Here is a 17816-nt window from a genome sequence, read left to right on the forward strand (position 1 = left end):
TCTAATCCCGAAGCAGTTTTAAAGAAATCTCTAATTAACAGGATTCCATTCTCTTAGTCAGAATAAAAGTTAGGATTTTTTAGCTATCCTTTATTTATCCGTTTCTTTGATCATTCACTTTTTCTTTATGCGCATAGAAAAATAATACGCCATATACTGGGATTACAGATATAAATATCATTATCCTATCTACTATTATTGATATTACTAGTGAAATTACAAGTATTACTATTCCTAAGTAAGAATACATCTTTGCTTTAGACATCAATTAACACACCTCTTTACAATAATGGAATAAGACGTAGATACAGCAGAATGTAGCTAGAGAACCATCAAAAATATTGGATCTATTTAAAATCGTATAGCTTCATCTCGATTCTTCTCACTGACGCAAACTTTTTATTTTTTGCTTTGATTCACTTACACTAGATATTTACGCCTCATAACAACTCTCGAACTTATAATAAAAGTTCAATATGTAACTCATTCAACGATAAAAAGTATATTCCTTTCTAATAAATACAAACGTTCAACAAAAACACTTTTTAGAAGCTGTCAAATTACCATAAATGTTTTTAAAATCTCAGATTCAAACATAATTTACCGCTTGCGTGCTACACTAGAACGAATACGCTATTAACTTCGAAGGGGTGTCTAGATGACGACATATTCAACACGAAAAGAAGTCCCTGATCACGAAAAGTGGGATTTGACCGATTTATTTAACAATGAACAGGAATGGCGCGCTAAATTAGAAGAATGCGAAAGCATCTGTGACAAATTACAAACATATGATGGCGCTATTACTAGTGGCTCCGATTTGTTAGCATACTTAAAAACACAAGAAGAGCTTTCGTTTCATTTGCGAAAAGTATTTGCGTACACTATGTTTTTAACCGACATTGATACGAGGGATTCTCATGCGCAAACGTTAAGTGATCGCACAACAAAGCTTGGGGTGAAAGTAAGTGAATCAACCGCTTTTTTTATGCCATTCCTCTTAAGCTTAAATGAGGAAACACTTCGTTCTTACTTAAAAGAAGAAAAAGAACTCGAATATTTCGAAGACGAACTATGGAAATCGTTTCGGTTTAAAGACCACGTTCTTTCAAAAGAAAAAGAAGAATTGCTTTCGCAACTGAGCGAATCGTTTCAAGCTCCTGGCGCAACATTTAGTATGTTGAATAATGCAGATATACAATTTGGTGATGTAACCGACGATAAAGGGAAAAAAGTTCAATTAACAAGAGGCATGTATGCAAAGTTGATTGAAGACGAGGATCGAAATAAGAGAAAAGAAGCGTACAAAGCTTACTATAAGCCGTACATTGAACTAAATAATACGATTGCTACAACACTCGGTGCGGAAATTAAAAAGAATGCAACCATGGCGAAAGTACGCAACTATGAGTCCGCTCTGCAAAAAGCTCTTTTTGCGGACGACATTGATCCAGCTGTATATGATCAGTTAATTGAGGCAGCGAGAAACCATATTCAACCATTACATGAATACAGCCGATTACGTAAGGAAAAGCTTGGTGTTGATGAACTGCGCCAATACGACTTAAATGCATCGATTGTACCTGGTGTCAAAGCAGACATTCCGTATGAGGAAGCATACAGCACGATGATTCACGCTTTACAGCCATTAGGTGAAGAGTACGTTGAGCGATTAAAAGAGTTTAAAGATAAACGCTATATTGACGTAAGGGAAACACCTGCAAAGCGTTCAGGCGCTTACAATATGGGCGTTTATGGTGTCCACCCATTTGTTCTTTTAAATCATCACGATGATTTAAATAGCTTATTTACACTTGTTCATGAAATGGGTCATGCACTACACAGTCATTATTCAAGCAAGCACCAGCCACAAATAACCGCAAGCTATCGCATTTTTGTTGCCGAAGTAGCATCAACGGTAAACGAAGTTTTGCTAATTAACTATTTGTTAAATGAAACGACGGATGAGAAAATGCGAGCTTACTTATTAAATCATTTCATCGAACAATTCCGCGGTACCTTTTTCACGCAAGTAATGTTTGCTGATTTTGAAAAGCAAACTCATGAAAAAGCAGAAAACGGTGAATCGCTAAATGCAGAAAACTTAAACTCACTATATGAAGAGCTTTTCCGCCTTTATAACGGTCCAGATATTGTATTTGATGATGAGGTAAAATACGGATGGTCTCGCATTCCTCACTTCTATCGTGCCTTTTATGTATACCAATACGCAACTGGATTCGCCTCAGCCATTCAAATTGCCACTAAGATTTTAGAAGGCGATAAAGACGTCCTTGAGTCGTATTTAACGTTCCTTAAAAGTGGAAGCTCAGCCGATCCATTGGAGCTCCTTAAAGCGGTAGGAGTCGATTTAACCACTCCTGAACCAATTGAAGCAGCAATGAAAAAATTCGCGGAGCTTGTAGACGAATTGAAAAAACTATAAAAAAACAGCCGAGGGGTATACGTACACCCTCGGCTGCTTTTTTGTCCTAGCACTAGTAAGCGTAAAACAAAGACCTAAAAAGAACAATAGGTCTCATCCTTTATTCACAATTTGTTCAAATTTTTAGCGCTTCTTGCAACGTTGACGACGCATTCCAAATGTCTTCACTATGACCTTTTAAGAAATCAGCTAGCACTTTACGAGAAGAGGCATCCATGTCTTCAACCGAGACCTTCCCTTTTAATGCTTTGTCCATCTGATTCACATGCTCTGGCATGCTTTTATAGCCACGTTTTGCCCCTTTGTTTACTGTCATATAGCAGGCCGCAACGCCGCTGTAATAAGGTTTTTTATCCTTTGTCTCAATTGTAATCCAGATTAACCAATAACGCTTCATGCCATCTGTTGGGACATCTTCAAGGGTTGGAATAAACTTCACCCGTTTTTCAACAGCAGAACGTGCATGAAGCGCCCCCATATCAACAAACGCTTCTTGCTCATCAATATTAATAAACAATGACGTCATATGATCTAAATTAATCAAGCCAGCCCCATATCCGCCATGACCATCTGTAGCATCAGAGTCGTTACTAAGAATCGTAAAGTTTGAAGACTTCTTCGCCTTCTTCAAATTATTATTATTGAGCAAATCCACGATCATCCGCCCTTTCTAGTTTCATCATTCATGATTTCATTGTATCATAAGTTGATTTTCAGATCAGCCAGTATGCCACACACGAATAATTTGGAGCATTTAGAAGGATTTTGTCGCATTTCTGTGCATATGCGAACTAATTCTAAAGTTTTTCTAAAATTTTCGATATTATGATGACAAATGAAGGGATATCACTATATAATTACCTTGCAAGAAAAATATGACAACTGAATATAGGGGGAACACATGAAAAAATTATTGTCCTTATCACTTATTTTTACATTGCTTTTATCTCTTATTGCACCGAGTCTTAGTTTTGCCCACTCATTAGATCAGGACGAGCTAAATGAGTACTTAGCGTACATAGACATGACTGAAGAAGAGCTTGAAATATATTTAAATGATCGCTGGCAAACCGCTTTAGACGAGTTTAGTACAGTCGAAGAATTAGAGGATTATTTAGGTGACTTATTAACTGAAGAAAGTTATTATCAACTTTTAGAAGATTACGGAGTTTCTGAAGACGACTTCTTAGCTTTATTAGAAGAGTTAATGATTTCAATGGATTACTTTATTTTCTATGATGACTTAGATATGTTCCTATGGGCACATTTTGGTGATGATGACTGGTATGAGTTTCCTGACTTATCGGGTTACTTAAAAGAGTTTAGCCTTAGTGATGAAGAATTATGGAACTTAATGATGCACTTCCTTAAAGTAAGAGAAACAAACCCACATTTATCAGCAGACTTAAACGCATTAAAAGAGCGTGGTTTTGCTTTCCGTGATGGCGCTTTTGAATCCATTACAGAATTAAACGCACAAGAAATCGCTGAACTTTTCGCAATTGGCGAAAAAGCAATTGATTTACTAAAATTACAACCAGCTTATTACGTTGACAAAGCTGGACAAGACAAAAAACCAGTCGATTTAGCTGCTTTAGCAAAATCCGGCATTGAAAAAGAATATAAGCTTCTTGTTGAATTGTATAATGAATCTGGCGACTTCTTAGCTGATTTTTATATCACTCCAGAGATGTTTAACTCCCATTTCATTAAAGATATTTTAGATGATGTGAACAACATCGGTAAAGAAGTAGAAGAATCATTAAAAGAAACGCCGAAAAACGGTGGCGAAGCACCAGCTAAAAAAGCACCTGTATCAGGTGGTCAAGATAGTAGCGACACATCTAAAAAGCTGACAAAAACGGTTGATGGTGCGAAAATGCCTAAAACATCAAGCAACTACCCACTTTTCGCTTTACTTGGTCTTGGATTAATGGGCGCTGGCTTACTTGTATTCCGTCGTTCGATGAAAAAAGAGGCTGTATAAGTCGTGGCACGTTTTAAAAAGCGGAAACGAAACGTTAAAAAGACGGTCTTAACGATTTTTGCTGTTCTGTTAATCGCTTTTGGTGCTTATCTTACAACAACAACCGGGTTCAAAATACTACATGGCTATGTCCTTTACAAGTTCATGCCTGCGGAAGAAACGTTGGTCGCCCACACCCTTTCAGGAAAAGGAGAGAGCGAGCCTGCTCTTGCCTCAACAATAAACCCTGAAGTGAGTGAGTGGCAGCCTGAAATCGGTGAAGTTATGGGGAAATTGAGCATTCCAGTCTTAGACTCAAGCTGGCCAATCATTCATGGCACTGGTGATGAGGAGCTTGATCGAGGGGTCGGGCATTTCGATGGAAGTGTACTCCCTGGCGAAAATGACAACAGCGTCTTATCCGGTCATAACAACACCGTCTTTCATCATTTAGGTGATGTAGGTGAAGGAGACGAGATTATCGTCGAAACGAAGAGCGGTGTGTTTACCTACAAAGTCCATACCGTTCGCATTGTTGACGAGGATGATCGGACAGTCATTGTCTCCACAGACGATGCGCAATTAACGTTAACGACTTGTTATCCATTTCACGTTGTCGGTTTCGCGCCTGAACGTTATGTTCTTGTTGCAGATCTCGTTGATTCACAGTTTAATCAGTCTTTAGCCCTTTTTACTGAATAAAAGAAAACTCCTTTCTGGTATACTCAACGTATGCTATAAGAAGGGAGTTTTTTTCATGCCAATTGTAACAATTCAAATGCTTGAAGGTCGCAGTGATGATCAAAAGCGAGCACTCGTGGAGCAAGTAACTGCAGCGGTCTCGGAAACAACACAAGCTCCAAAAGAGCGTATCTCGGTTATCATTGATGAAATGAAGCCGACTAACTTCGGTGTTGCAGGGGTTCGACAAAGCGATCAATAAAAGTAAAAAGGAGCGTTCCCATTATGGACACTCCTTTTTACTATGCGCATCTCTATGATGTTTGCGCACGTAGTGAGATATAAAAAACCAATTTAACAGAATGACCGCAACCACAGTCAATCCCATCATTGGTGAAGATAAAATTAAGATTAGAATTAACGGGATGCCCACAGCGAACATAAGTAGCATAAATGTAAAGCTGAGCAAAGATGGCGCCACCTTTCTTCTCTTGTCATGGTGTTCTCTTGCTTTTAGTGTATACAACGATACGCGCCATAACTACAAAACTGCTGTAAAATAAAATGTAAGACTATGAACCTTCATAGAATATTTGACGCTCTCTTAGCATTGTTAAATAGGTTTCTGCATGAAGCCACTCTTGATCTGAATAGCGAGAGATGAGATGAGGATCACGAACACCATCGCCTTCCATTTGCTGAAAATACAGCAATGCCGCCATTTGTTCGAGGGTCGCTAGCGGCTGCTCATTTAACGCTTTATACATAGGGGTAAAGCTGTCTTCTCCTCTCTTTGTATGTAATGTATGTAAAAACCCTTCACCCTCTTCTGTTAGTACATAAACAGAATCAATGTCATGCTGTTCCTCTTGAAGAAAGTGGAGGTTGCACAGCTCTTCCAATCGTACGAATAAATCCTCTGAATATGGACCTAATCGATGATAGCGATATTTTTCCGCAAAAGGGGCCCCAAAAGACTTAGCAATATAAATGATTTTCTGCAGTTTCTTATGTTCAATCGTATTCTCACATAAGGAAAAAAGGTTCAATACTTGTGCATGATGGGTTAGCACGTTAGCCCTCCTCACATTTGTTTCAGAATGGATTCGATTTTAAGCCTAATAGACGAATCAAGTGATGCAATCGTATCAGCTGGGTAATAAAGCTTATGATCCGTTCGTTTCTTCCCTGAGATCGATTCAACTACATCTGATTCGCTTGAAAGCTCCTTTAATTGACCGTTTTTCATTAGCAGTTGAATCGGTACCCTCTGTTCTTCTCCTGGCCTGTACACGTCGTATGGCAAGTCTGAAGAGGAATCTATTTCCAAATAATAATCGGCATCCATTCCAGCTTCCCAAAAAAGTTCTTGAAGAGCCATTATATCGGTTAACCGCTCGTTTGGATGGCATTCTACATATGCAAACAAACGACGATTTAAAAACCGATGACATAAGTCTTCTAAGATTGGATCATCTTCTTTTTGCCAACACTGAAAATAATAATGCATGACAGATTCATCTAATTGTAAGTAATCGTTGATTGTCATTGTGCCTGAGAAAATGGACTCAAAATGATGCGGAGGCTGTTTGAATGGATACCCCTCTTCGTGCAACGCTTTTACCCGTTTTAGAATTTTACTCAGGATCACTTCAGAGCTTCTCGTAACCGGATGAAAATATACTTGCCAGTACATTTGGTAGCGACTCATAATATAGTCTTCTACGGCGTGCATGCCACTTGCTTTCACAACGACTTGATCGTCCATCGGTCGCATCACCCGCAAAATTCGCTCCAGATCAAATTGACCGTAGCTCACACCGGTATAATAGGCATCCCTTAATAAATAATCCATGCGATCCGCATCAATCTGACTTGAAATCATACTCGTTACAAGCTTGTTTGCAGACGTTTTCTCAATGACAGCGGCAACTTCTTTCGGGAAGTCTGCATGCACGTGACGGAGCACTTCATTCACCTCTGTATCGCCGAGGATGATTAGCCTCGTCCATTCCTCGTGATCGGTATCAAATACTTTTTCAAACGAATGGGAGAACGGTCCGTGTCCAATGTCATGGAGTAAGGCTGCGCTAAGCGCTAGAAGTCGATCCTCATCATTCCACATCGGTTTATCGCTAAAGTTGGTAATCAATCGCCTCATAATCTCATACACACCTAAAGAGTGATTAAAGCGGGAATGCTCCGCACCATGAAAGGTAAACGATGTCGTCCCTAATTGACGAACCCTTCGCAAACGCTGAAATTCACTCGTCCCAATTAAATCCCATAGTAACTTGTCCTGCACATGTATGTAGCGATGAACAGGATCTTTAAACACTTTTTCTTCTGTTAGCCTTATGGACATGCTTCTCCCCCCTTTTATCCCTCTTATTATAAAGTTTCTCCTCCTTTAAAAAAAGGCTTGATCTCATAAAAAAAACTCAAACCGAAGGATCGGTTTGAGTCTCGTTATTCATGTTAAGCAGAGATTTCTCCCCGCCGCTTTTCGTTTCGATCAACAATAACAGCTAGAACCGCATCACCTGTAATGTTTACAGCTGTTCTCATCATATCAAGTAAACGGTCAATACCAATAATTAATCCAATTGCATCTGGTGGCAACCCTACTGAAGTTAAGACCATCGCAAGCATAATCATGCCGACACCAGGCACCCCTGCTGTTCCGATACTTGCCAGTGTCGCTGTTAAGACGATAATAAGCATTTGAGTGATCGTTAAATCGACCCCGTACACTTGGGCAATAAAGACTGTGGCAACAGCTTGCATAATGCCTGTTCCATCCATGTTGATTGTTGCTCCAAGAGGCTGAACAAATCCAGAAACCTGTTTAGAGACACCTAAGTTTTCTTGAGCAGATTTCATTGATAAGGGTAGCACAGCATTTGAGCTTGACAAGCTAAATGCCATTGTCATTGCTGGCGCAAAGCCTTTAAAGAACTTCACAGGACTCATTTTTCCTAAGAAGTACACAATCAACCCATATACGATAATACCATGGAAAATTAATACACCTGTAACGGTAAGGAAGTAAGACAACAGTGAACCAACTGCTCCCCACCCTGCTTCACCAAGAGCAGATGCAATTAGTGCAAACGCACCAATTGGAGCAAATGCCATGACAAACGTAACAATTTTCATCATAATGTCGTTAGCTTGTACAAAGAATACTTTGACTGTTTCTACTTTTTTACCGAGCATGGCCATAGCAAGTCCAACAAATATAGCAAACGAGATAATTTGAAGCATTTCCATATTCGCCATTGATTCAATTGGGTTATTTGGAATAATATTTACTAACGTATCCATAATTGGTACAGAATCGGCTACTTCATAATCCTCAGCAATACCATCACCAAGAAGGCCCGGTGAACCTGGCTGAACGATTTGAGCGGCAATAATTCCAATAGTTAATGAGATAGCAGAAGTAGCGAGAAAAAAGATAACCGTTTGTATCCCCATTCGTCCAAGTTGCTTTGGGCTCCCTAAATCAGAAATACCTACAACTAGCGAGAAGAATACAAGCGGAACAACCACCATCATTATGAGACGTAAAAAGACCGTACCGGCTGGATCCAGGAGGTACTGGTTTAGCCAGTTAAATGCATCTTGCGAAAAATAAGGTAAAATTAGACCTAGTAATGCACCAAATAATAAACCTAATAAAATATTTCGTGTAAGCTTATTCTTATCCACTTAATTTCCCCCAAACGTATTCGACATTCTTTCTATTCCGTTTACTATTTTCTACAATCTTCACAAACATTTACTAAATCGCTTACTTTTTGTAAAACTTTTTTCAGTATAACGGCTGGATTGAAATTGCGCAACTTCCTTTTTATAGGAAGGCTATTTACATGGTATACTAGTAGCGGCATGAAAGGAATGATTTTATTGGCTAATGTATCACCATTCCAGTCTAAAGTGAGTACGTGGAAGCTTGTTGATCACAGCAAAGAATACTTACAAACCAGTGCTTTACATTCTTTTGCTTATGACGATTTGCTGTGCACTCTAGCCGGCAAAAAAAACCAACCTTCCCTCCGATTTTGGGTTCATCAAAATACAATTGTATTAGGGACACAAGACTCTCGCTTAGACTCTATAAATGAAGCAATTACGTTTCTAGAAAAAAATAATTACCAAGTTGTTGTCCGTAATTCAGGCGGTTTAGCCGTTCTGTTAGACGATGGTGTTCTTAATCTTTCTCTTATTTTTCCTGGTGAAACAACATCCTCTATAGATGGTGGATACGAGCGTATGGTTGCGTTGATTCGGGCCATGTTTCCTCAAGCGACTATTCATACAGGTGAAGTGGTCGGATCTTACTGCCCTGGAAGCTACGACTTGAGTATTGACGGCAAGAAATTTGCAGGCATTTCACAACGGAGAATACGTGGCGGAATTGCTGTGCAAATTTATTTATGTGTCACAGGCAGTGGAGCCCAAAGAGCTCACATCGTAAAACAAATGTATGAGCATGGGATTGGACAGTCAAAGCCTTCTTATACCGTTCCTTCCATTGATCCAGCCGTAATGGGTTCAATAAATGAATTACTAAATACGACCTATACGGTCGAAGAAATTGTTCAACGTACAATCGACACTGCGCTAACCTTTGGTATTACGCTTGAACACCACGTGCTTTCAGAAGAAGAAGAGCTGCTTTTTGAAGCACAGCTTGAACGAGTAACGCAACGTCAAAATCGTTGTCTTCATTAAGAAAAAAAGCTTTCGGAATGTAATCCGAAAGCTTTTTCTTATGCTTTTTGCGTTTCTGTTTGCGTAATAGCTTGCATAGCTGTAATCAAACTTAACTTATACACATCGTCTACGTTACAACCACGTGATAAATCGTTCACTGGTTTATTTAAACCTTGTAAGATTGGTCCAATTGCATCGTAGCCACCAAGTCTTTGAGCAATTTTATAGCCAAGGTTACCTGACTCTAGGCTAGGGAAAATAAAGACATTCGCTTCACCTTTTAACGGTGAATCCGGCGCTTTCTTCTGCGCAACTGCAGGGACAAACGCTGCATCAAACTGGAACTCTCCATCAATAACAAGGTCAGGACGGCTTTCTTGAGCGATCTTCGTAGCCGCAGATACCTTTTGTGTTTCTTGAGACGATGCAGAACCAAGGGTTGAGAATGACAACATGGCTACCTTTGGATCAATCCCAAACAATTTAGCCGTGTCTGCCGTTGCCGTTGCAATCTCAGCTAACTCTTCTTCATTTGGTGAAATATTAATCGCACAATCACCGAACACAAACTTTTTGTCTTCCTTTACCATCACAAACACACCAGATGTGCGTTTAATGCCAGGTAATGTTTTAATAATTTGTAAAGCTGGACGAACCGTATCTCCAGTTGAATGGGCAGCACCGCTCACTAAGCCATCTGCTTTTTCCATGTAAACAAGCATCGTCCCAAAATAATTTACGTCCATAAGAAGTTCACGCGCCTGCTCTTCCGTTGCTTTTCCTTTACGTCTTTCAACGAAAGCTTCGACCATGGCATCAAGGTGTGCATACGTCTTTGGATTATAAATAGTTACATCATCGATCTTTACGTTTATTTTATCAGCAAGAGACGCAATCTCGTCTGGATTTCCAATTAAAATCGGTTCAACTACGTTATCCGCTGCAAGCTTAACCGCAGCTTCAAGAACACGTTCATCGGTTCCTTCTGGCAATACGATACTTGGTTTATGAGACCCTACCTGCTGCTTAATATCAGCAAATAAATTACTCACGTTAAATAACCTCCTTCAGTTTTCGTTCTTCCTCTATTTTAGGATACCCTGCTTTAGAAGAAAAGGAAACAGACTCCTATAAAGCGTTAATTTTAAAAATTGACACATTGATTACGCTTACACATAAATAAAGGGTTTTCATTTGTTATGATCGAATTATGTAGAAAACCATTCTAGGAGGATTTTATGAGTGACCAACTGGTAAAACTAGCTATTAAGAACAATGTCGCAACGATTACCTTAAATCGACCAGAAGTAAGAAATGCTTTAAACGATGAGGCTCACGAACAACTTTATAGAGCATTTGAAGAGGCCGACGAACATAGTGAGGTTCGAGTTATTGTGTTAACAGGAAGTGGAAATGCTTTTTGTTCTGGAGCCGACTTAAAATCCATTGACCCAGATGATCTAGAAAATGTAAATTACGGAAGAATTTTAAGAGAAACGTACAATAAATTAATTACCCTTATGGCTCATATTGGCAAACCCATTATCGCTCATATGAATGGTGTTGCCGTAGGAGCAGGTCTTAGTATCGCACTTGCCTGTGATTACCGCGTTGCAGATAAAGAAGCCAGTTTTGGTTTAGGATTTTTGAAAATAGGTCTTGTTCCTGATGCAGGAATGTCTTACTATTTACCCCGGTTAGTTGGCTATCCTAAAGCATTAGAGCTCGCTATAATGAATACCATTACTAGTGAAAAAGCATTAGAAATCGGTCTAATTAGTAGTATTGATGATATTGATACAACGATACAAAACTGTTTGGCGCTGCCACCAACGGCTTATCGGCTAATGAAGAACAATTTCAGGGAGAGCTTCGATCATCATTTAGCAGAGCTATTAGAAATGGAAGTAACCGCTCAACGAGAAGCTAGTGAATCAAAAGAACACCGTGTAGCTCTTGACTATTTTGTGAATAAAAGCAAGCGATAACGTTTCTCATTCAGTATTTATCCCTCCTTATGGTATAGTGTATAGAGAGATCGTTAGAGGAGGATTTGTACGATGAATGAAGCAGCTAAAACCCTTGATGGTTGGTATGTTTTGCACGATTTTCGCAAGATCGACTGGAGCTCATGGAAGGCGGTTCCACAAAGCGAGCGAGATGGTATGATTGAGGAATTCACGTCCCTATTAAACCAATGGAGCGATACAGAAGCAAATGGTAAAGGAAGCCACGCATTGTATTCAATCGTTGGTCAAAAAGCAGATCTTATGATCATGCTTCTTCGTCCAACGATGGAAGAATTAAATCACATTGAGCTTGCTTTCGATAAGTCTGGACTAGCCGATTACACGCTTCCGACTTATTCGTATGTTTCTGTTGTTGAATTAAGCAACTATTTAGCAAAAGAATCTGATGAAGATCCTTACGAAAACCCGTATGTTCGCTCACGTCTTTACCCTGAACTACCTAAATGGAAGCATGTTTGTTTCTACCCGATGGACAAACGTCGTGAAGGCAACGATAACTGGTACATGCTGCCGATGGATGAGCGTAAAGACTTAATGCGTAGCCATGGCATGATTGGGCGCAGCTATGCAGGCAAAGTAAAACAAATCATTTCCGGTTCTGTTGGTTTTGACGACTGGGAATGGGGCGTGACATTATTTTCTGACGATGTCCTTCAGTTTAAGAAATTGGTTTATGAAATGCGTTTTGACGAAGTGTCGGCGCGTTACGGAGAGTTTGGCTCTTTCTATGTCGGCAATCTATTAGAGACAGATGCGCTCTCTAAGTATTTTCATCTATAAGTAAAAAGGTTCATCGCCATAGGCGATGAACCTTTCTTTTATGCACGGTCTTTTTCAACATCTTCTTTATTCAAATTCGGACGTACAATAATGAAGTAGGTTTGAACAATCATAAAGATGTTACCAATTACCCAGTAAAGCGCTAATGCTGATGGTAATGTTAATCCGGCAATGATAATCATCACAGGCATAATCCACAGCATAATGTTCATTGGATTTGGCATTCCTTCACCTAACGGATTAGCAGGCATTTGACTCATCGACATTTTGAATTGAACAAAAGTCGTTATACCAGCAATAAACGGAAGCACTGGGTCCATTTGTCCGAGATTAAACCAAAGGAAATCACTTTCAGGTCCTTGCCCAATCGCTTCCGTTCGCATTATCGCAAAATAAAGCGCCATAACAATTGGAATTTGCACAAGTGCAGGTAAACAACCAGCGGCTGGATTAACGCCATGCTTTTGGTACATACCAATCATTTCTGACTGCACTTCTCGTTGTTTCTCAGGGTTCCCCTGTGCTTTTTTCATGCGCTCTTGAATTTCCTGCATTTCAGGTCTTAACGCCTGCATCGCTCGAGAACTCTTTTGTGATTTTAACGCAAGTGGCAAGATCAGCAAACGAATCAGGATTGTTACAATGACAATCCCCCAGCCAAAATGACCTCCCGTCAAATCAGAGAAGAATTGAATTAAGAATGACATTGGATAGACGAAAAATGAGTTCCAAAAGCCTTCAGAGTCAGCCGTTATAGGCTCGTCTATTCCACAGGCAGCTAGCACCACTGCCATAAAAAGTAAGCTTGTTGTTAAAAGAATTTTTCTTTTCATACGTTTCTCTATTTCCTCCTTTGTTGTCTCACATCGCTGTTTCTTTAGACAACAAAGTACAGTTCATCGTCATCTTGACAGCTCTTATCTCGAAAGTACGGAATCTTCGGGCGTACGCGAGTAGTAACTGGCGACGGAGGAAGATCAATGATTCTTCCTGTATTTAACGTTTTACGAACAGGACGTTTCATCTTCACATGCATTCTGTGGAGCTTAATATTTTCATATGCTAAACAAGCAAGAATAGGAAGCAATATACCAACATGAATCCATATAAACGATAGCTCTAGAAATAAATCAATCATCCTCCATCACCTCCTCCGATACCTTTTCACAATATTCCCATCTTACCATACTCACTGAGCAAGAACAAATCCGTTTTCATGTATTTATTTTTCTTTTTTAGACATCGCAAGGGCTTGTTTAATATTTTTCTTAAAGGACAACTTTCCGTACATGAGCACGCCACCTTTGTATACACGTGCTGCAATAACATTGATAATAATTGCGCTTATGACCATGATGGCAATTAACAACGCAATCTCAACTGGAGCAATTGAACCAACGCCCACACGTAAAATTAACAGTTGAGGTGTAAAAAATGGAATGTACGAGGCCACCGTAACAAAAGGAGCATCTGGTGAACCTTGACTGAATGACACAATAAAAAATCCAATCAATGCAAGGAAAATTAACGGCTGTACAGACTGATTAACCTCTTCCGTTCGACTGACAAGAGCGCCAAGCATAGCGGCAATCCCACCAAAAATAAAGTAGCCAAGAACAATCGATACAATCCCGTAACCTATAAGTGTTAAATCAATCACATCAGATGATAGAAACTCTGTAAGGTTTTCACCAGCAATCGTCATACCAATAACAAACGCAACAAGCAACGTAAGCAAGTTTACGACACCAGCAAGGGCAATTCCTGTTAATTTACCAAACATCTGGACAACTGGATTGACACTTGAAACGAGTAGTTCCATCACTCGAGACGATTTCTCTGTAGCAACCTCTGTTGCAATCATTGTGCTAAAAAGAATAACAATAAAGAAAATCACATACGTAATCCCGAAGACGGTAAAAAAGGAAGCCGCGCTTTCTTCTTCACTTTCTACTGCTTCGCCCTCTTCTATTGAAAGCTGTTCAAAGGCAATTGGCTGATAAACAGCAGCAAGTTGCTCTTCGTCAATATCTAGCTCACTCGTCAACACACCTTCTTTTAATCGCTGGATCTGCTGTTCGACATCCATAGCCACTGTAGTAGAATCATTATATAAAGAAACATTTAACGAATCAGTTGTACCTGTTAGTTGCACGACCCCATCATATGTACCTTCCTCAGCTTCATTTAAAGCGTCTTCTAGAGATTGATTATCCATTAGCACAAAGGTTGTCTCTTCATCAAATTCGCTCGGTGCTGTTAAACTTTGTGCGATAATACCTGCATCTTCGCTATCATCCACGACTGCGATCTTCGTAGCGCTATCGCCATCTCCATCCGAAAATAAATCTATAATAGTTGTAATATTCGTTAAGCCAATAATAAGAAGCATCATAAATGCCGATGATATTAAAAATGATTTCGTGCGGATTTTTGCGCTTAATGTATGTGCGACAATTGTACCGAAATTATTCATTTGCATCTCCTCCTACTTTGTCGATAAAGATATCGTGTAAGCTTGGTTCTTCCACTTCAAACTTACGGACAAACCCTTTGTCGGCTAGAGTGTTAAAAATCTCTTTCGCCGCGTCTTCATTCTCGACTTGAATTTTTACACCATTCTTCGTTTCCGTATAGTGGGTGACCTGGTGCTGGTCTTTTAAGAAACTCAAATCATAATCAGCAGAAATGGAAACGGTTTTAATACCGTATCCGCGTTTAATTTCGGTTAGATTTCCTTGCAGAACGGCTTTTCCACGTTTTAACATAATAATGTCTTCACACATCTCTTCTACATTATTCATTTGATGGCTAGAGAACACAATGGTTGTTCCTTGATCTTGAATATGTCGCACTGCTGCTTTCAACATATCCGAATTTACTGGATCAAGACCACTGAATGGTTCATCTAATATGAGCAATTCCGGCTTATGTAAGACAGCTGCGATAAACTGAATCTTTTGCTGATTTCCTTTAGAAAGCTCTTCTACCTTCTTTGTTTCATATTCCGTCACTTTAAAACGTTCTAGCCATGAACGCATTTCATCAATAATGACATTCTTTTTCATTCCTTTTAGCTTTCCTAAATAAATCAGTTGGTCTCTAACTGTAAGCTTAGGATAGAGCCCTCTTTCTTCTGGCAAATAGCCAATAAGATTTGTGTACTTGTACGAAAGCTTTTGTCCGTTCCATGTCACCGTTCCGTTTGATGGTTCTAATAGACCAATAATCATTCGAAACGTCGTTGTTTTACCTGCGCCGTTTGCCCCGAGCATGCCAAACATTTGCCCTTTTTCTACGCTTACTGAAATACCATCCACTGCTGTATGATTTCCAAACTGTTTTTCTACGTTATCAATAATTAACGTCATTCAGGTCATCTCCTTCTATTTTAAATTCAGCTATTCACCACATAAACGGCTATCGTTTATCAGCCTTCTTTTGTTATTACGGTTCATTTCCCATATAGGTTTCACTCTTTTAGTATCACTCCTTATTAACACTGCAATTGAAGATGGTCATTTTGGCTTAAAAAATGAATTAGCCCTTTCTATTTTACAGACTATTCTTCTTTTTTTCTATCTTAATTCATTTTTGATCTTTTAACGAGTAGACATATTTGTAACCCTTTATTCATATGATGGAACGAACCTATATGTGGTTTAACTCGACTTCCACTAACGAACAACGTCAGTCTATCTTTGCGGAGGTGTAAGGAATGGCCGTTATAAAAGCAAATTCCAGTGACATTGATGTGTTAGCACGATTAATGCGGGCAGAAGCAGAAGGAGAAGGAGAAGAGGGTATGCTCATGGCGGGGAACGTCATGGTGAACCGTACAAGAGTGAGATGTTTAGACTTTGGAGGAGTTAATAGCATTCCCGACATGGCTTATCAGTCCCCAGGTGGTTTTGAAGCTGTTCAAAAAAGCTATTTTTATCAGCGAGCTCGTGAGCGAGATAGACGTTTGGCGAGAAGGGTTATTAATGGCGAGCGGTTTTATCCAGCTGAATTTGCTTTATGGTTCTTCCGTCCAGACGGCCCTTGTCCAGCCGAATGGTGGGGACAGTGGAACACGGGGCGTTACAAAGCACACTGCTTTTATCAACCAACACCAGCTGAATGCGAAGAAGTCTTTAATACGTTTTAAGATAAAAAAGGAGTGATTACATGTACCAAAATCAGTGGCAAAATCAAGGCGGTCAACAAGGTCAAGGCAGCGGGCAGGAGCATCACCAAGGTCAGCCTATGCAAGGCCAACCCATGTATGGTCAGCAATCTATGCAACAGCAATCTCCTCAGCCTTACTTCTCCTCACAAAATTACCAGACTCCAGGCTTTGTTCAACAGCAAATGTCTGGTGTAGACGCAAGCATGTTGCCAATTGAGCAATCGTTTATTGAGAACATTTTGCGTTTAAACCGTGGCAAACTTGTAACGGTTCATCAGACATTTGAAGGCAATAGCGAATGGAATGCCCGAGTTTTTCGTGGGCGCATTGAAGAAGCTGGACGTGACCACATTATTATCGGCAATCCAGAAACAGGAGAGTATTATTTACTTTTAATGGTAAATTTAGATTTTATCACATTTGATGAGCCAATTGACTATACATACCAATATGGGTATGAACCAAGTTTATCCCAATACTCACCTCGATAACACAAAACACCCCCTTCTACATTGAAGAGGGTGTTTCTGCTGCTTTATTACAAGTGCCGCATAGCCGCAATCCCTAGCAATACCCAACCAACAATAAAAGCAAGTCCGCCAATAGGTGTAATGGCACCAAGCTTCGTTATGCCGGTTAGCGCCATAACGTATAGGCTCCCTGAGAATAGGACAATACCAATTAAAAACGCCCAACCTGCTCCATGAACCATTTGATTGCCGAGCATTTTTAACGACAGTATTCCTACAAACAGTAAACCAATACCGTGAATCATATGATACTGTACGCCTGTCTGGTAATTTTTCAACATTCGCTCGCTAATGCGCCCTTCCAATCCGTGCGCGCCAAATGCACCAATTGCTACTGATAACGCCATGACAATCGCACCAATGAAGATAAATAATCTTCCCATTTTCTAGCACTCCTTCACATTCAACACTTTTCACTCTTAAATCCCCATCCGTCGCCTTCCGTCAAGCCCCATGCTATGATAGGAAAAACGAAAAATGGAGGGAATGG

19 protein-coding genes are annotated in these 17816 nt (G+C 39.8%); 9 read left to right on the forward strand and 10 right to left on the reverse strand.

Annotation, left to right across the window (positions count from 1 at the left end; all coding sequences use genetic code 11):
* Positions 1–658 precede the first annotated feature (658 nt).
* Positions 659–2446, forward strand: a complete 1788-nt coding sequence (pepF, locus tag PQ477_RS06445) for an oligoendopeptidase F (RefSeq protein ID WP_035394244.1) — start codon at positions 659–661, stop codon at positions 2444–2446.
* A 115-nt stretch (positions 2447–2561) separates the two neighbouring features.
* Here pepF and PQ477_RS06450 read toward each other — a convergent pair whose 3' ends face one another.
* Positions 2562–3107, reverse strand: coding sequence for a YwhD family protein (locus PQ477_RS06450; protein WP_274273204.1), 546 nt, complete (start codon positions 3105–3107; stop codon positions 2562–2564).
* 240 nt (positions 3108–3347) lie between these two features.
* Here PQ477_RS06450 and PQ477_RS06455 point away from each other — a divergent pair, with 240 nt between their 5' ends.
* Genes PQ477_RS06455 through thmT form a run of 3 tightly spaced genes read left to right on the forward strand, consistent with a single transcriptional unit; the run spans position 3348 to position 5355 of the window.
* Positions 3348–4433: a processed acidic surface protein gene (locus PQ477_RS06455; RefSeq protein WP_274273205.1), complete on the forward strand. Its 1086-nt coding sequence runs from the start codon at positions 3348–3350 to the stop codon at positions 4431–4433.
* Between the two features lie 3 nt (positions 4434–4436).
* Positions 4437–5114: a class D sortase gene (locus PQ477_RS06460; protein ID WP_246117080.1), complete on the forward strand. Its 678-nt coding sequence runs from the start codon at positions 4437–4439 to the stop codon at positions 5112–5114.
* Between the two features lie 55 nt (positions 5115–5169).
* On the forward strand, positions 5170–5355 hold the full coding sequence (thmT, locus tag PQ477_RS06465) for a 2-hydroxymuconate tautomerase (protein ID WP_035394240.1): 186 nt from the start codon (positions 5170–5172) through the stop codon (positions 5353–5355).
* Between the two features lie 310 nt (positions 5356–5665).
* On the opposite strand, the gene PQ477_RS06470 is transcribed toward thmT, so the two are convergent.
* From PQ477_RS06470 to PQ477_RS06480, 3 genes are all read right to left on the reverse strand, one after another.
* The gene (locus PQ477_RS06470) at positions 5666–6166 is read right to left on the reverse strand and encodes a YwgA family protein (protein ID WP_274273206.1); all 501 of its coding nucleotides are present in this window, start codon (positions 6164–6166) and stop codon (positions 5666–5668) included.
* 11 nt (positions 6167–6177) lie between these two features.
* Positions 6178–7458, reverse strand: coding sequence for an HD domain-containing protein (locus PQ477_RS06475; RefSeq protein ID WP_274273207.1), 1281 nt, complete (start codon positions 7456–7458; stop codon positions 6178–6180).
* A 113-nt stretch (positions 7459–7571) separates the two neighbouring features.
* Positions 7572–8807 carry a dicarboxylate/amino acid:cation symporter gene (locus tag PQ477_RS06480; RefSeq protein ID WP_144560260.1) on the reverse strand — a complete coding sequence of 412 codons (1236 nt, stop codon included), beginning with the start codon at positions 8805–8807 and terminating at the stop codon, positions 7572–7574.
* Between the two features lie 198 nt (positions 8808–9005).
* Between PQ477_RS06480 and PQ477_RS06485 the strand changes: the two genes are divergently transcribed.
* Positions 9006–9833, forward strand: coding sequence for a lipoate--protein ligase family protein (locus PQ477_RS06485; protein WP_246117081.1), 828 nt, complete (start codon positions 9006–9008; stop codon positions 9831–9833).
* 38 nt (positions 9834–9871) lie between these two features.
* On the opposite strand, the gene pta is transcribed toward PQ477_RS06485, so the two are convergent.
* Positions 9872–10867, reverse strand: coding sequence for a phosphate acetyltransferase (gene pta, locus PQ477_RS06490; RefSeq protein WP_035394234.1), 996 nt, complete (start codon positions 10865–10867; stop codon positions 9872–9874).
* 186 nt (positions 10868–11053) lie between these two features.
* On the opposite strand from pta, the gene PQ477_RS06495 reads away from it, so the two are divergent.
* Both PQ477_RS06495 and hemQ read left to right on the forward strand, forming a co-directional pair.
* Complete coding sequence (locus PQ477_RS06495) at positions 11054–11803, forward strand: enoyl-CoA hydratase/isomerase family protein (protein WP_274273208.1); 750 nt, start codon at positions 11054–11056, stop codon at positions 11801–11803.
* Positions 11804–11875: 72 nt separating this feature from the next.
* Positions 11876–12625, forward strand: a complete 750-nt coding sequence (gene hemQ / locus PQ477_RS06500) for a hydrogen peroxide-dependent heme synthase (protein ID WP_144560263.1) — start codon at positions 11876–11878, stop codon at positions 12623–12625.
* Between the two features lie 38 nt (positions 12626–12663).
* On the opposite strand, the gene yidC is transcribed toward hemQ, so the two are convergent.
* From yidC to PQ477_RS06520, 4 genes are all read right to left on the reverse strand, one after another.
* Positions 12664–13458 (reverse strand): membrane protein insertase YidC, encoded by a 795-nt coding sequence (gene yidC / locus PQ477_RS06505; RefSeq protein ID WP_060704433.1) that lies wholly within the window; start codon positions 13456–13458, stop codon positions 12664–12666.
* A 44-nt stretch (positions 13459–13502) separates the two neighbouring features.
* On the reverse strand, positions 13503–13763 hold the full coding sequence (locus tag PQ477_RS06510; RefSeq protein ID WP_035394232.1) for a hypothetical protein: 261 nt from the start codon (positions 13761–13763) through the stop codon (positions 13503–13505).
* Positions 13764–13847: 84 nt separating this feature from the next.
* Positions 13848–15101 (reverse strand): ABC transporter permease, encoded by a 1254-nt coding sequence (locus tag PQ477_RS06515; protein ID WP_274273209.1) that lies wholly within the window; start codon positions 15099–15101, stop codon positions 13848–13850.
* A complete protein-coding gene (locus PQ477_RS06520) occupies positions 15094–15996 on the reverse strand; it encodes an ABC transporter ATP-binding protein (RefSeq protein WP_144560265.1) in 903 nt (300 codons plus the stop codon). The genes PQ477_RS06515 and PQ477_RS06520 overlap by 8 nt, the downstream gene beginning before the upstream one ends.
* A 347-nt stretch (positions 15997–16343) precedes the next feature.
* Between PQ477_RS06520 and PQ477_RS06525 the strand changes: the two genes are divergently transcribed.
* Positions 16344–16775, forward strand: a complete 432-nt coding sequence (locus tag PQ477_RS06525; RefSeq protein ID WP_035394225.1) for a cell wall hydrolase — start codon at positions 16344–16346, stop codon at positions 16773–16775.
* Positions 16776–16795: 20 nt separating this feature from the next.
* On the forward strand, positions 16796–17287 hold the full coding sequence (gene gerQ / locus PQ477_RS06530; protein WP_274273210.1) for a spore coat protein GerQ: 492 nt from the start codon (positions 16796–16798) through the stop codon (positions 17285–17287).
* Between the two features lie 47 nt (positions 17288–17334).
* Here the strand turns inward: gerQ and PQ477_RS06535 are convergent, their stop codons facing one another.
* On the reverse strand, positions 17335–17709 hold the full coding sequence (locus PQ477_RS06535; protein ID WP_035394220.1) for a DUF423 domain-containing protein: 375 nt from the start codon (positions 17707–17709) through the stop codon (positions 17335–17337).
* Positions 17710–17816 lie beyond the last annotated feature (107 nt).

The sequence above is a fragment of the Shouchella hunanensis genome (assembly GCF_028735875.1).
Classification (GTDB): Bacteria; Bacillota; Bacilli; order Bacillales; family Bacillaceae_D; genus Shouchella; species Shouchella hunanensis.